Here is a 12,919-nt window from a genome sequence, read left to right on the forward strand (position 1 = left end):
GCCGCTCCGGGTTGACTGCGCCCCGACAATCAAAAGTGTCCGAGAAGGGGTGATCCGTGTCCAACGGAGCGGCAGGGAGAATTTCCGGAACATCATGAGAATTTCCGTACAGAGCACCAATCCGGACCCTTCCCCGCGCCGAAGGAGAGGGCACACGGCCCGCAGAGGGCGGGCCGCGCATCTTCACGGGGGCGTTCATGCGCAAGCAAGCGGTCATCGGCGTACTGACCATGGCGGTGGCGATCGGCACGGTCGGTGCCGTGGGAACCGGGGCACTGGGCGGATCCGACGCGCTGGGGGGATCGGGTTCGTCGGGCGGATCCGGGGCGCCGAGCAGTTCGTCGGCGTCGGCGGGGGTCTCGGCGGGCGACTCCGTCGGTGCCGGGGCCGGCGTCGAGTCCAAGGGCGGGCTCCTCGGCGGCGGGGCGAAGGTGCCCGGCGGTCTGAAGGCCGTCGGGCTCACCAGCGACCAGCGGCTCGTCGTCTTCCGCGTCGACAAGCCCGGTGTCGTCGTCCCGCTCGGCAGGGTCCGCGGCCTCGAGGGCGACACCCGGCTCGTCGGCATCGACCACCGCGTCCAGAACGACAAGCTGTACGGCGTCGGCGACAAGGGCGGCGTCTACACCCTCCGCGAGGTGGGCGCCAAGGCCACCAAGGTCTCCCAGCTCACCGTCGCCCTCCGGGGCACGGCGTACGGCGTCGACTTCAACCCCGCCGCCAACCGTCTGCGGGTGATCAGCGACACCGGACAGAACCTCCGCCACAACCTCGACGACCCCCAGGGCGCCCCGGCCGCCGGCACCACGGCCGTCGACGGCACCCTCACCGACCCGCCGGTCCCGCCCGCCACGGCCGGCGTCACCGCGCGCGGGGTGACCGGGGCGGCGTACACGAACAACGACCTCGACACCGCCACCGCGACCACCCTCTTCGACCTCGACACCGCCCAGGACCGGATCTCCCTCCAGTCCCCGGCCAACGCGGGCAACCTCGCCCCCACGGGCAGGCTCGGCGTGGACGCCCCGCTGAACACCGGGTTCGACATCTACAGCTCGGCGCGGAGCGGGGTGAACGCCGGGTACGCGGTGACGGGGTCGCGCCTCTTCACCGTCAACCTGCTGACAGGGAAGGCGAGTTCGGCGGGCACCTTCCCGAAGGGCCGCCAGGTGGTGGACCTGGCGATACCGCTGCGCCAGGGCTGACGACGAGCGGGGCCGACAAGTGACAGATGACAGATATTGAAATCTGTCAGCTGTCATGTCATCGTGGAGCCATGACGACGACGATGCAGACCCGCACCCTCGGATCCACCGGCCCCCAGGTCTCCGCCCTAGGCCTCGGCTGCATGGGCATGTCCGCGCTGTACGGCAGCGCCGACCGGACCGAGTCGCTCGCGACCGTCCACGCGGCCCTCGAAGCCGGGGTCACCCTGCTGGACACCGGCGACTTCTACGGCATGGGCCACAACGAACTGCTGATCGGCGAAGCCCTGCGCACCGCGCCCGCGGCCCACCGGGAGCAGGCCCTGACCAGCGTCAAGTTCGGCGCGCTGCGCGACGCGGACGGCGGCTGGTTCGGCTACGACGGCCGCCCGGCGGCCGTGCGCAACTTCGCCGCCTACTCCCTCCAGCGCCTCGGCACCGACCACATCGACGTCTACCGGATCGCACGGGTCGACCCCGACGTGCCGATCGAGGAGACGGTCGGCGCGATCGCCGAACTGGTCGAGAAGGGGTACGTCCGCCACATCGGCCTGAGCGAGGTGGGCGCGGAGACGATCCGCCGCGCCGCCGCCACGGCCCCGATCGCGGACCTCCAGATCGAGTACTCCCTCATCTCGCGCGGCATCGAGCGGGAGATCCTGCCGACCACGCGCGAACTGGGCATCGCGGTCACGGCGTACGGCGTCCTGTCCCGTGGGCTGATCTCCGGCCACTTCACCCACGACCGGCAGCTGGCGCCCGGCGACTTCCGGGCCCTCTCGCCCCGCTTCCAGGGGGAGAACCTCCGGCACAACCTGGACCTGGTCGAGGCCCTGCGGAAGATCGCCGACCAGAAGGGGGCGTCGGTGGCCCAGATCGCGATCGCCTGGGTGCTCTCGCGCGGGGAGGACATCGTCCCGCTCGTCGGGGCCCGCCGCCGGGACCGCCTCGCGGAGGCGCTGGGCGCGCTGGAGGTGCGCCTCGACGCGGACGACCTCGCGGCGATCGAGAGCGCCGTACCGGCGGACGCGGCGGCCGGCGACCGCTACCCGGCCGCCCAGCTGGCCCACCTCGACAGCGAGCGCTGATACCGCCGCCGGGTACGGTTCCCTCCATGTCACCGACCTCCGAGACCCTGACCGCCGAGCGCATCCTCGAAGCGACCGAGGAGGTCCTGCGCCGCCACGGGCCCGCCAAGGCCACCGTGGTCGACGTGGCCCGCGCGCTCGGCGTCAGCCACGGCAGCGTCTACCGCCACTTCCGGACGAAGGCGGTGCTGCGCGGTGCGGTGACCAAGCGCTGGCTCGACCGGACGACGGCCACCCTGACCGCCCTCGCCGCAGGGGACCGCGATCCCGAGGGTCGGCTGCGCGCCTGGCTGGCCGCGCTCTTCGAGGCCAAGCGCCGCAAGGCGGGCGACGACCCCGAGCTGTTCGCCACGTACCAGGTCCTCACGGAGGAGAACGGCGAGGTGGTCGGCGCCCATATCGCCGACCTGACCGACCAGTTGACCCGGATCGTCCGCTCCGGCGTGGACTCCGGGGAGTTCGCCTCCACCGACCCGGCCGGCACCGCCCGGGCCGTCTTCCACGCCACGGCCCGCTTCCACGACCCCTCCTACGCCCCCATCTGGCGCCAGCCGGACATCGAGGCACAGTTCGAGGCGGTCGTGGAACTGCTGGTGCGGGGCCTGCGCGCCCGCTGAGGCCGGCGCCCCGGCCGGGGCACCCGACCGGCGCGGGCTAGGCCACGCAGAACTCGTTGCCCTCCGGGTCGCGCATGACCCACCAGTGGCCCGCCGGGCCCCGGTCGAACTCCTCGACGCGGGTGGCGCCCAGGGTCTCCAGGCGGGTCGCCAGGGCCTCCAGGCCGTCGGGGCCCGCGTGGACGTCGATGTGGAGGCGGTTCTTGACCGTCTTGGGTTCCGGCACGTCCTGGAAGAGCAGCCGGCGGCCCTTGCCGATGCCCGTGAAGGGGTCGTACGGGTCGTCGGGGTGGCGGACGGCGGCGTAGCCGCGGAAGACATGGTGGCCGTCGTGCTCGGCCACGGCCGCCTCCGGGAGGTCGCCCGTGGCGAGGAGGTGGGTGATCAGGGTGCTCGGGTCCTCCACCTCGTAGCCCAGCGCCGCGGCCCAGAAGTCGGCCAGGGGCTGGGCGTCCCGGGTGTCGATGACCAGTTTCCAGTTCAGTGCGGTGGTCGTAGCCATGTAACCGGTTATATTGGTTACATGGGTTCGACGTCCAGGGCATCGGCTGTGCAGGGGGTGTCGGGAGTGTCGGCGGCGCAGGGCATCCGGCTCCGGTCCCACTCCGGGAAGGTCTACCGCTTCGATCCGGGCGCCCTGTGTCTGGAGCTGCTCGTCACCGGCGGCCCCGGCGCCCTGACCCGCTACGAGGTGCTGCACACCCCCGCTGACCTGGTCGAATGGGCCGAACAGTGCCGGCTCACCCCGACGCCTCCCGCCCTCCATGTCACGGCGGACGACGTGGCGTACGCCCGGCGGCTGCGCGACGCGCTGACCCGTACGGCCGTCTCCCGTGTCGTCGGCGGCGCCGGGCTCCCCGAGCTGGGCATCGCCGCGGCGGACACCGCCGACCTCGACCTCGTCAACGACGCCGCGGCCCGGCCCCCGCTCGCCCCGGCGATCGGCCCGGACGGCACCCGGGGCTGGGCCGCCGGTACGGCGACCGGCGCGCAGCTTCTCTCCACCGTCGCCCGCGACGCCGTCGACCTCCTCACCGGGCCGTACGCGCAGCGGATCCGGATGTGCGCCGGCGACCGCTGCCACCTCCTCTACGTCGACACCTCACGCCCGGGCCGCCGCCGCTGGTGCTCGATGGAGCACTGCGGCAACCGCCACAAGGTCCGCGCCCATCGCGTACGGCAGAAGTCCTAGAGAAAGGGTGATCCTCATGTCCGCTCGATCCACCGGACTCACCAAGGACGCCGGATGGCAGGTCGGTGTCTCCCGCACCCTGCCCCAGTCACCCGCGGCCGTCTGGGAGTTCATCAGCGGGCCGCGCGGGCTGGAGCTGTGGCTCGGGGCCGGGGCGCGGCTCACTCCCGAGCGCGGTGCCGGATACGAGACCGACGCGGGCGCCACGGGTGAGGTGCGCGGCTATCGTCCCGGTGACCGTATCCGGGTGACGTACGGCGACACGACCGTCCAGGTCGCCGTCTCGGCGGCCGGCGGCGGCAGGTCCGTGCTCGTCTTCCACCAGGAGCGCATGGCGGGTCCCGAGGAGCGGGAGCGGCAACGGGCGCACTGGCAGGGCGTGATGGAACGGGTCGCCGAGGAACTCGACCGACTGGCCTGACGGCAGGGGCCGGAGGACCTACAGCGGCGACGAGTTGGTCGGGTCCACCGTCGCCTGGTGGGCCTCGGCGAGGTGCTCCTCGGCCTTCAGCCACGGCAGGAACTGCGCGCCCTGGCGCCAGCCGCAGGTGTCGCAGTTGAGGGTGCGCTGCACGCCCGAGCGCCGGACGTGCACGGTGTGCTCCCGGCCGTGCTGGTCCCAGCGGCTCACCCTGCTCGTGTTGATCTGCGCCATGACGTCTCCAGCCGACACCCTCACGGTTCCGTGCCCGTGAAGTCCGTGTGGTCCGTGCGGTCCGTAGTTCCGTGCGGTCCGTGCGGTCCGTGCGGTCCGTGAGGAGTGTGCGGCAAGACCAACATCAACAGGAGGGAACCCCCGAGGAGTTCTCCCAGGTGTTACCTCACGCGTCGCCCCGGGATCACCCCACCGCGCGCGGCAACCGCAGGCTCAGGCCCACCGTCAGGACCACTCCGGCCAGTTGGGTCAGCAGGGTCGTCACCAGCGCGTCCCGCATCCCCAGCGCCGGTACCAGCCCGAGGAACAGCGAGCCGAGCGTCGCCACGCCCAGCGCCAGCGCCGACTGCTGGGTGGTGATCATCACGCCGCTGCCGACACCGGCCCGCGCCGGCGGGACCTCGGAGAGCACGATCCGGAAGATGATGGGGAGTTGCAGCGCCTGGCCACCGCCCGCGACCGCCACGCCGGTGAGCAGCAGCGGCCAGTCCGGCTCCGGCCAGGCCCGCGCCACGGCCAGGGTGATGAGGGCGAGGCCCACGCCCTGGACCAGGCCGCCGGCCGTCACCACGCGGGTGCCGTACCGCGCGACCAGCCGCGGCCCGGCCAGCGAGACGACGAAGAACACCACCGCCATGGGCGAGAGGGCGAGCCCCGCCGCCGTCGGCCCGAGCCGGGCGCCCTCCTGCAGCGCCACCGCGATCACGAACATGAACCCGCTGAACCCGATCGAGAACGGCAGGATCATCACCAGCCCCCGGCGCAGCGACAGCAGCCGGAACAGGCTCGGCGGCACCAGGGGCGTACGGCCCAGACGGTCGGCGCGCCGCTCGACGAGATACAAGGCGGTCGCGACGAACGGGAACGCGGCCAGTCCCAGCCAGGTCCACAGCGGCCAACCCGCCGCCCGGCCCTCGGTGAGCGGGACCAGCAGGGTCAGCAGGGAGAGCGCCAGCAGGACCGTACCGGGGCCGTCCACCGGCTCGGGACGGGCCGAGCGGGTCTCGGGCACCGAGCGGGCGGTGAGGAACAGCCCGAGGACGACCACCGGCACATTGACCAGGAAGACGGAACGCCAGCCGGTGCCGGCGAGGTCCGCCGAGACCAGCACACCGCCCAGGATCTGCCCGGCCACCATGGAGAGCCCGGCCGTGGCGCCGTAGAGGCTCATCGCGCGGGCGCGCCGGGCGCCGGCCGTCGCGGACTGGATGGTGGCGAGCACCTGCGGGAGCATCGCGGCGGACGCGGCGCCCTGCGCGACCCGCGCGGCGACGAGCGTCCAGGCGTCCGGTGCGAGGCCGCACGCCAGCGAGGTCACGCCGAAGGCGGCCATGCCCCACAGGAACAGCCGCCGCCGGCCGAACAGATCGCCCAGCCGGCCGCCGAGCACGAGCAGCACGGCGTACGAGACCCCGTACCCGGCGACGACCAGCTCCAGCACGGCCTCGCTCGCGGCAAGGTCGCGGCCGATCGTCGGCAGGGCGACGTTGACGATGAAGAAGTCGACGAGGGGCAGCGCCGCGCCGAGCAGGACGGTGAACAGCCCGAGGCCGCCGAGGCCGCCGAGGCCGGCGGGGGCGGCGGGGGAGCCGGAGGAACGGTCGCCGGAGCGGGTCGGAGTCGGTGCGGGTGCGGACGTGGGTGTCGTAAGGCTCTCGGTCACGGGAGCCAGGTTCGCGCGCCGCTCAGCCTGGTACCAGAGTCTCTTCATCCTGGTACTGGTGCTACCTGGCAACAGGATCCGTACGGCGGCACCCTGGAGGCATGACGACCATGTCCGCACCGGAGACACCTTCGCACCCCCTGGCCGGGACCGCCGAACGTCCGCCCGCCGCACCCGAGTCGGTGATCCGGCGGCACGAACTCGCCGCCTTCCTGCGCCACCGGCGCGAACACATCACCCCCGAGCAGGTCGGCCTGCCCCGGGGCCGCCGCCGGCGTACACCGGGACTGCGCCGCGAGGAGGTCGCGCAGCTCTCCGCGGTGGGCGTCACCTGGTACACCTGGCTGGAGCAGGCCCGCGACATCCATGTCTCCGGCCAGGTGCTCGACGCCCTGGCCCGCGCCCTGCTCCTGGACCGGGGCGAGCGCGCCCATCTGTTCAACCTGGCGGGGGCGGCCGACCCGGCGCCGGGGGCGCGGTGCCACGCCATCACCGATGCCCAGTACGCGCTGCTGGAACAACTGGAGCCGATCCCGGCGTCCATCCAGAACAGCCGCTACGACATCCTGGCCCACAACCGCACCTTCGGACTGCTCTTCTGCGACCTCTCCGAGGTACCGCCCGAGGACATGAACTGCATGATCCTCGCCTACACCCACCCGCAATGGCGTTCCTCCATGGTCCAGTTGGAGGAGACGACCCGCTTCCTCGCGGGCAAGCTGCGGGCCGCGATGGCCGACCATCTCGCCGACCCGGCCTGGAAGACGCTGCTCAAGCGGCTGTGCACCGAGTCCGCCGAGTTCCGTGCGGCCTGGGAGCGGCACGAGGTCGTCGAGACCTTCAACAAGCGCAAGCAGTACCGCAATGCCCATGTCGGCCTCCTCGACGTCGACCACACCGACCTCTGGCTGGGGCCGCGCCCCGGGCCGCGCATGGTGACGTACGTACCGGTCGACGAGGTGACCCGCGGGCGGATGGAGAAACTGCACGCAAAGGCGCTGGAGAAGGAGAGGGAGCGGGAGAGGGAGCGGGGACGTGCCGGGGCCGGAGCCGGAGCCGGAGCTGGAGCCGGAGCTGGAGCCGGGGCCGGGGAGAGGGAGAGGGGGAGCGGGAGGGAGACTGGCGTACGGATCGGGGTCGGTGCGGGGAGGGCGCGATGATGAGGACCGTGTTCCGGAGCGACGACGTGCCGGCGGGGGAGCGGTTCGAGCACTGGCGGGAGGCGCTGGCGCGGACGCGGTCGAGCGAGGTGCTCAGCCCCTACGCCGACGACTTCCACGCGCATTACCGGGCCACGGAGCTGGGCCAGGTGACCGTCGCGGCGATGGAGTTCCTGCCGGCCCGCTACCGGCGGAGCCAGAGGATGATCCGGCAGTCGGACCCGGAGCTGTACCACCTGACGCTGCTGGTCGACGGTGGGATGGCGCTCGACCACGCCGGCCGGCACGACACGTTCGTCCCCCGTGATCTGCATCTGGTCGAGAGCTCGCAGCCCTACGACCTGCGGTCAGCGGACGACGGGACGCGCCGGGTACTCACGGGGTTCGGAGTCGACTTCCCCAGGGCGCTGCTGCCGCTCCCGCCGCACCGGGTACGGGAGTTGCTGGGCCGGGCGCTCCCGGTGCGGGAGGGGGTCGGGGCGCTGCTGGCGGAGTTCCTCGTCGGGCTGGAACGGCAGGCCGGAACCCTTCGGCCGGCGGACGGGCCGCGGCTGGGGGTGACCCTGCTGGACCTGGTGTCGGCCTGGTGCGCGCAGGTGCTGGAGGCGGAGGCGGCGCTGCCGCCGGAGACGCGCCAACAGATCCTGGCGCGCCGCATCACCGCCTTCGTCAGGCAGAACCTGCACGACCCCGAGCTGACGCCGCCCGTGATCGCGGCCGCGCACCACATCTCGCTCAGCTATCTCCACCGCGTGTTCCAGCAGCACACGGGAGGCGAGCCGGTCGCGGCCTGGATCCGCGCCCGCCGTCTGGAGGGCGCCCGCCGGGACCTGGTGGACCCGGTCCAGCGGACCACGCCGATCCACATGATCGCGGCCCGCTGGGGCATTCCCCAGGCCCCCGACTTCACCCGCGCCTTCCGCACGGCGTACGGCGTCTCGCCCAGGGAGTACCGCCTGCGAACACTGTCGGGGGCCCCGCACGACATTCCGTAGCGAGGGGAACAGGGGGCAGCGCAGCCACGGGTGCCGAGCGCCCGGTCGAAGGCATCGGGCACGCCCAGAGCTTTCAGGGACGCGGGAACCGCGCGAGCAACCACGACGCACCCGCACCTGCCCTGCGAGCGGAGCGGACCCGTACCCGCACCTGCCCTACGAGCGGAGCGGACCCGTACCCGCCCGGCTAGCGGAGCGAACCCGCCGCGTCCCGTACCTCCGGGGACTCCAGGCGCTTCGCCGTGCGGGCGGCGGTCTCACGGGCCCAGGTGCCCGTGGTGAGGGCGCCCAGGACGAGGACGGCGAAGCCGCAGGCCGCGACGATCCACCAGGCGGGGCGGGCCGCCGTGACGAAGGAGTCGGCGTACGAGGACGAGCCGATGCCCGCCGCCAGGACCGCTCCTATCACCGCGACGCCCAGCGTCTGGCCGATCTGGCGGCTGGTGGAGGCGACCGCCGCGGCGACCCCGGCCTGGGCGCGCGGCATGCCGGAGACGGCCGTGTTGGTGATCGGCGCGTTGACGAAGCCGAAGCCGAGGCCGAAGAGGACGTAGCCGATGACGAGGGTGACGTTCCCGGTCTCGGCCTCGAACGCAGCGAACAGCACCCCGCTCGCGGTCATCGCGACGCCGGCGATCAGCAGGGGCAGACGCGGCCCCCGGCTGCCGACCAGCCGCCCGGCGACCGGCGCACACACGAAGCAGAGGAGCGCCATCGGGAGCATCCACAGGCCGGCGTGCAGGGCGTCGAGGCCGCGGACGTTCTGCAGGTACAGCGTCGACAGGAACAGGAAACCGCCGAGCGCGGCGAACGCGCTGACCGCTGTCACCGTCGCCCCGCTGAACGGCGCCGAGTGGAAGAAGCGCAGGTCGATGAGGGGTTCGGCGCGGCGCGGCTCGTAGCGCAGGAGGGCGAGGAGCGCGGCGAGCGCGACACCGCCGAGGGCGAGGGTCTCGGCGACCGGCGCGGTCGGCGCCTCGATGATCGCGTAGGTGAGGGAGCCGAGCAGCGAGATCACCAGGAGCTGCCCCACGGGGTCGGGGCGGCGGGCCTTCGGGGCGCGGGACTCGGGGACGTACCGCCAGGTCAGCAGCAGCGCGGCCAGACCCACCGGCAGGTTGATCCAGAAGATCGAGCGCCAGCCGACCGACTCCACGAGCAGCCCGCCGATGATCGGCCCGGCGGCCATCGAGATGCCCACCACCGCACCCCAGATGCCGATCGCCCGGGCCCGCTCGCGCGGGTCCGTGAACGTGTTGGTGATGATCGACATCGCGACCGGGTTGAGCATCGAGCCGCCGACCGCCTGCACCATCCGGAAGGCGACCAGCGATTCCAGGTTCGGGGCGAGGGAGCACAGCAGGGAGCCGATCGCGAAGACGACCAGGCCCGCCATGAAGACCCGCTTGCGGCCGATCCGGTCCGCGGTGGAGCCGGCCAGCATCAGCAGCGCGGCCAGGACCAGGGTGTAGGCGTCGATGGTCCACTGCAGACCGGCGAGGCTCGCGTTCAGATCGCGCTGCATCGAGGGCAGGGCGACGTTCAGGACGGTGTTGTCCAGGCTCACGATCAGGAGGCTGGTGCAGCAGATCGAGAGCACCAGCAGACGGTGGCGGCGGCTGAGCTCGGGCATGCGGCCCATCGTACCCAACTCAATAGTGCGCCTAACTAATGAATGGCGAGCATGCGTCCGTGTGCGTGACAATGGGGGAATGTCCACGCCCGTGTCCCTCGCCCCTGCCCCCCTGCGGATCGGCCCGCACGCCGTCGCCCCGCCCGTCGTCCTGGCCCCGATGGCCGGCATCACGAACGCGCCCTTCCGCACCCTGTGCCGGGAGTTCAGCGGCGGCAAGGGGCTGTTCGTCAGCGAGATGATCACCACGCGGGCGCTGGTCGAGCGCAACGAGAAGACCATGCAGCTGATCCGCTTCGACGCGACCGAGAAGCCGCGCTCGATCCAGCTGTACGGCGTGGACCCGGCCACCGTCGGCAAGGCCGTCCGCATGATCGCGGAGGAGGGCCTCGCCGACCACATCGACCTCAACTTCGGCTGCCCGGTCCCCAAGGTGACCCGCAAGGGCGGCGGCTCGGCCCTCCCGTACAAGCGGAACCTGCTCCGCGCGATCCTCCGCGAGGCCGTGAGCGGCGCCGGCGACCTCCCGGTCACCATGAAGATGCGCAAGGGCATCGACGACGACCACATCACCTACCTCGACGCCGGCCGGATCGCCGTCGAGGAGGGCGTCACCGCGATCGCCCTGCACGGCCGCACCGCCGCCCAGCACTACGGCGGCACCGCCGACTGGGACGCCATCGCCCGCCTCAAGGAGCACGTCCCCGAGATCCCCGTCCTCGGCAACGGCGACATCTGGTCCGCCGAGGACGCGCTGCGCATGGTCCGCGAGACCGGCTGCGACGGCGTGGTCGTCGGACGCGGGTGCCTCGGGCGGCCCTGGCTGTTCGCGGACCTGGTGGCGGCCTTCGAGGGGCGCACCGAGGACATCGCGCGGCCCACGCTCCGCGAGGTCGCGGACATCATGGTCCGGCACGCCACGCTGCTCGGCGAGTGGATCGGCGACGAGTCCAAGGGGGTCGTCGACTTCCGCAAGCACGTCGCCTGGTACCTCAAGGGCTTCGCGGTCGGCTCCGAGATGCGCAAGCGGCTGGCCATCACCTCCTCCCTCGCCGAACTCCGCTCCGGACTCGACGAGTTGGACCTAGACCAGCCCTGGCCCACCGGCGCCGACGGTCCGCGCGGCCGCACCTCCGGCAACAACCGCGTCGTCCTGCCGGACGGCTGGCTCAAGGACCCGTACGACTGCGCGGGCGTCGGCGAGGAAGCCGAACTGGACACGTCCGGGGGGTAGTTGATCGGGGCTGCCCGTTCTGTCGGCGTTCCGGTCGATGTGCGGCCGGTTTCCGTCATCTCGGAATGAGTGCGGAAATGTCCGGGTAGCGCCTTTTGGTGTGCGGAGCGAACGAGACCCCGAAGAAGCCGGCCAGGACACCGCCGAAGCGGCCCTCGCGCAGACCGACGTCCCGGCCGGCGGCCCGGCTGCGCGAACCGTCCCGGCCCTCCGTCCCTTACGCGCCGCCCCCGTCCCACGTCCCCCACTGCGCCCACCACGTCGCGTACGTCCTGACCGTCCTGGACCGGCTGGTCCCGGCCGGCACCCGCTGCGCGCTCATCGGCGCCCCGCTCAACTCCAACGTCGGCGACAGCGCGATCTGGCTCGGCCAGCGCGCCCTGCTCGGCGTGCTCGGGGCCGAGGTGCGCTACGCCTGCGATCTGATGTCGTACGACGCCGGGCAGTTGGCGGCCTGTCTCCCGGACGGTCCGATCATGCTGACGGGCGGCGGCACCCTCGGTGACCTGTGGGAGGACAGCCAACTCCTGCGCGAGCAGGTGCTGCGCGACTTCCCGGACCGCCGGATCGTCCAGCTGCCCCAGTCCGTGCACTTCACGGACCACGCCAACCTCACCCGGGCCCGCCGCGTCTTCGACGCCCACCCCGACCTGACGCTGCTGCTGCGCGACCGGCACAGCCTGCACCGCTGCCGCACCGTCTTCGAGGCCCCCTCGCTGCTCGCCCCCGACCTGGCCTTCGCCGTCCCACCGGACGCCCTCACCGGCGGGACGGCCGCCCATGACGTGGTCTGGCTGGCCAGGGAGGACAAGGAGTCGGCGAAGGGCCCACCGGCCGGGCGGGGCGCGGCACGCAAGGAGCGCGGCGGCCCGTACGTCTTCGACTGGACCCGGGAGGGCGACGACACCGACTGGCGGCGGGCCAAGGAGGCACTGTGGCGGAGCCGGGCCCGCGCCCTGTGCCGCGCCGGTTCGGGTGACCCGCCCGGCGCCGCGCCCGCGCTCCTCGCCGCCTACGACGGCCTCGCCCGCCTCCAACTGGCGCGCGGTTGCCGCCTGTTGACAGCCGGGCGGGTCGCCGTCACCGACCGCCTCCACGGCCATGTCCTCGCCCTCCTACTCGGCCTGCCCCACGTCCTGCTGGCCGACCGCTACGGCAAGTCCCGCAGCCACTGGGACACCTGGACCACCCACCGCCCCCCGACCACGCAATGGGCCTGGACGGAAAGGGAGGCGAGGCGCACGGCGGAACGCCTACTGGAAACCACCAGGGCCGCGTGAGGGGGGAGGGGGGAAGGCTGTGTTTGGTGTGTTGGGGCGTCGGGGTGTTGGGGCGGCCGGGTTCGGGTTCGGGGGTTGGGTTCGGGGGTTGGGTTCGGATTAGGGGGCCGGGGTTCGGGCATCCGGGCCCGAGCCCTCCGCCCTCCGCCCTCCGCCCTCCGCCCTCTGGCCCTCTGGCCCTCTGGCCCTCCGGCCCTCCG

Annotated in this window: 13 protein-coding genes; 9 read left to right on the forward strand and 4 right to left on the reverse strand. The window is 72.7% G+C overall.

Going from position 1 to position 12,919, the window contains the following annotated elements; genetic code table 11:
- The first annotated feature begins 197 nt into the window (after positions 1–197).
- The 3 genes from ACZ52C_RS00235 to ACZ52C_RS00245 all read left to right on the forward strand — a co-directional run bounded on the left by ACZ52C_RS00235 (position 198) and on the right by ACZ52C_RS00245 (position 2,907).
- Entirely contained in the window at positions 198–1,202 is a 1,005-nt protein-coding gene (locus ACZ52C_RS00235; RefSeq protein ID WP_469072658.1) for a DUF4394 domain-containing protein, read from the forward strand.
- An 83-nt stretch (positions 1,203–1,285) separates the two neighbouring features.
- Positions 1,286–2,290 carry an aldo/keto reductase gene (locus ACZ52C_RS00240; RefSeq protein WP_469073390.1) on the forward strand — a complete coding sequence of 335 codons (1,005 nt, stop codon included), beginning with the start codon at positions 1,286–1,288 and terminating at the stop codon, positions 2,288–2,290.
- Positions 2,291–2,316: 26 nt separating this feature from the next.
- Positions 2,317–2,907, forward strand: coding sequence for a TetR/AcrR family transcriptional regulator (locus ACZ52C_RS00245; protein ID WP_469072659.1), 591 nt, complete (start codon positions 2,317–2,319; stop codon positions 2,905–2,907).
- A gap of 37 nt (positions 2,908–2,944) precedes the next feature.
- On the opposite strand, the gene ACZ52C_RS00250 is transcribed toward ACZ52C_RS00245, so the two are convergent.
- Complete coding sequence (locus ACZ52C_RS00250; protein ID WP_045557448.1) at positions 2,945–3,409, reverse strand: VOC family protein; 465 nt, start codon at positions 3,407–3,409, stop codon at positions 2,945–2,947.
- Positions 3,410–3,430: 21 nt separating this feature from the next.
- Between ACZ52C_RS00250 and ACZ52C_RS00255 the strand changes: the two genes are divergently transcribed.
- Both ACZ52C_RS00255 and ACZ52C_RS00260 read left to right on the forward strand, forming a co-directional pair.
- Complete coding sequence (locus ACZ52C_RS00255) at positions 3,431–4,099, forward strand: CGNR zinc finger domain-containing protein (protein WP_469072660.1); 669 nt, start codon at positions 3,431–3,433, stop codon at positions 4,097–4,099.
- 16 nt (positions 4,100–4,115) lie between these two features.
- Positions 4,116–4,520 carry an SRPBCC family protein gene (locus ACZ52C_RS00260; RefSeq protein WP_469072661.1) on the forward strand — a complete coding sequence of 135 codons (405 nt, stop codon included), beginning with the start codon at positions 4,116–4,118 and terminating at the stop codon, positions 4,518–4,520.
- An 18-nt stretch (positions 4,521–4,538) separates the two neighbouring features.
- On the opposite strand, the gene ACZ52C_RS00265 is transcribed toward ACZ52C_RS00260, so the two are convergent.
- Together ACZ52C_RS00265 and ACZ52C_RS00270 are read right to left on the reverse strand one after the other, a co-directional pair.
- Positions 4,539–4,754, reverse strand: coding sequence for a hypothetical protein (locus ACZ52C_RS00265; protein ID WP_469072662.1), 216 nt, complete (start codon positions 4,752–4,754; stop codon positions 4,539–4,541).
- 184 nt (positions 4,755–4,938) lie between these two features.
- The gene (locus tag ACZ52C_RS00270; protein ID WP_469072663.1) at positions 4,939–6,417 is read right to left on the reverse strand and encodes an MFS transporter; all 1,479 of its coding nucleotides are present in this window, start codon (positions 6,415–6,417) and stop codon (positions 4,939–4,941) included.
- Positions 6,418–6,518: 101 nt separating this feature from the next.
- On the opposite strand from ACZ52C_RS00270, the gene ACZ52C_RS00275 reads away from it, so the two are divergent.
- On the forward strand, positions 6,519–7,577 hold the full coding sequence (locus ACZ52C_RS00275) for an MmyB family transcriptional regulator (protein WP_469072664.1): 1,059 nt from the start codon (positions 6,519–6,521) through the stop codon (positions 7,575–7,577).
- Positions 7,574–8,572, forward strand: coding sequence for an AraC family transcriptional regulator (locus ACZ52C_RS00280; RefSeq protein ID WP_469072665.1), 999 nt, complete (start codon positions 7,574–7,576; stop codon positions 8,570–8,572). The genes ACZ52C_RS00275 and ACZ52C_RS00280 overlap by 4 nt, the downstream gene beginning before the upstream one ends.
- Before the next feature lie 187 nt (positions 8,573–8,759).
- Here ACZ52C_RS00280 and ACZ52C_RS00285 read toward each other — a convergent pair whose 3' ends face one another.
- Positions 8,760–10,205, reverse strand: a complete 1,446-nt coding sequence (locus ACZ52C_RS00285) for an MFS transporter (protein ID WP_469072666.1) — start codon at positions 10,203–10,205, stop codon at positions 8,760–8,762.
- 79 nt (positions 10,206–10,284) lie between these two features.
- Between ACZ52C_RS00285 and dusB the strand changes: the two genes are divergently transcribed.
- Together dusB and ACZ52C_RS00295 are read left to right on the forward strand one after the other, a co-directional pair.
- Positions 10,285–11,439, forward strand: a complete 1,155-nt coding sequence (gene dusB, locus ACZ52C_RS00290) for a tRNA dihydrouridine synthase DusB (RefSeq protein ID WP_469072667.1) — start codon at positions 10,285–10,287, stop codon at positions 11,437–11,439.
- Between the two features lie 98 nt (positions 11,440–11,537).
- Positions 11,538–12,719 (forward strand): polysaccharide pyruvyl transferase family protein, encoded by a 1,182-nt coding sequence (locus ACZ52C_RS00295; RefSeq protein WP_469072668.1) that lies wholly within the window; start codon positions 11,538–11,540, stop codon positions 12,717–12,719.
- The last annotated feature ends 200 nt before the right edge of the window (positions 12,720–12,919 follow it).

This window comes from Streptomyces sp. NPDC034049, from assembly GCF_055575575.1.

Coding starts and splice junctions, on each gene's coding strand:
- ACZ52C_RS00235 (WP_469072658.1), top strand. CDS start 198: ATGCGCAAGCAAGCGGTCATCGGCGTACTGACCATGGCGGTGGCGATC.
- ACZ52C_RS00240 (WP_469073390.1), top strand. CDS start 1,286: ATGCAGACCCGCACCCTCGGATCCACCGGCCCCCAGGTCTCCGCCCTA.
- ACZ52C_RS00245 (WP_469072659.1), top strand. CDS start 2,317: ATGTCACCGACCTCCGAGACCCTGACCGCCGAGCGCATCCTCGAAGCG.
- ACZ52C_RS00250 (WP_045557448.1), bottom strand. CDS start 3,409: ATGGCTACGACCACCGCACTGAACTGGAAACTGGTCATCGACACCCGG.
- ACZ52C_RS00255 (WP_469072660.1), top strand. CDS start 3,431: ATGGGTTCGACGTCCAGGGCATCGGCTGTGCAGGGGGTGTCGGGAGTG.
- ACZ52C_RS00260 (WP_469072661.1), top strand. CDS start 4,116: ATGTCCGCTCGATCCACCGGACTCACCAAGGACGCCGGATGGCAGGTC.
- ACZ52C_RS00265 (WP_469072662.1), bottom strand. CDS start 4,754: ATGGCGCAGATCAACACGAGCAGGGTGAGCCGCTGGGACCAGCACGGC.
- ACZ52C_RS00275 (WP_469072664.1), top strand. CDS start 6,519: ATGACGACCATGTCCGCACCGGAGACACCTTCGCACCCCCTGGCCGGG.
- ACZ52C_RS00280 (WP_469072665.1), top strand. CDS start 7,574: ATGATGAGGACCGTGTTCCGGAGCGACGACGTGCCGGCGGGGGAGCGG.
- ACZ52C_RS00285 (WP_469072666.1), bottom strand. CDS start 10,205: ATGCCCGAGCTCAGCCGCCGCCACCGTCTGCTGGTGCTCTCGATCTGC.
- dusB (WP_469072667.1), top strand. CDS start 10,285: ATGTCCACGCCCGTGTCCCTCGCCCCTGCCCCCCTGCGGATCGGCCCG.